The sequence below is a fragment of the Rhizobium ecuadorense genome (assembly GCF_001187535.1).
GTDB lineage: Bacteria > Pseudomonadota > Alphaproteobacteria > Rhizobiales > Rhizobiaceae > Rhizobium > Rhizobium ecuadorense.
The window spans coordinates 1-216 of record NZ_LFIO01001569.1 but is presented as its reverse complement, the minus strand read 5'-3'; the positions used below and the strand labels follow the sequence as shown (position 1 = coordinate 216).

Genomic DNA, 216 nt, shown 5'->3' with positions numbered 1-216 from the left:
AATCCGCACATCACGCGGCTGCTGTGCCACCCATGCGTCAACCTTATCGAGGAGATCAGTCGCAAAAAGCTGAAGCTTAAACTGTCGAGACGATACAGATATGATTTCAGCTGGAAGACGGAAGAATTTCCGGACTTCCACGCTCGCGTCGTCGCGAGGGGTCAAGCTCATGCCCGGTTGCTGGCATCCAAAAACTTCAACGATATCCCCGTTTTC

General features: G+C 52.3%; 1 pseudogene. It reads right to left on the bottom strand.

Annotation, left to right across the window (positions count from 1 at the left end):
- Window positions 1–216: pseudogene (locus AF337_RS44730) on the bottom strand (hypothetical protein); the annotation flags it as partial.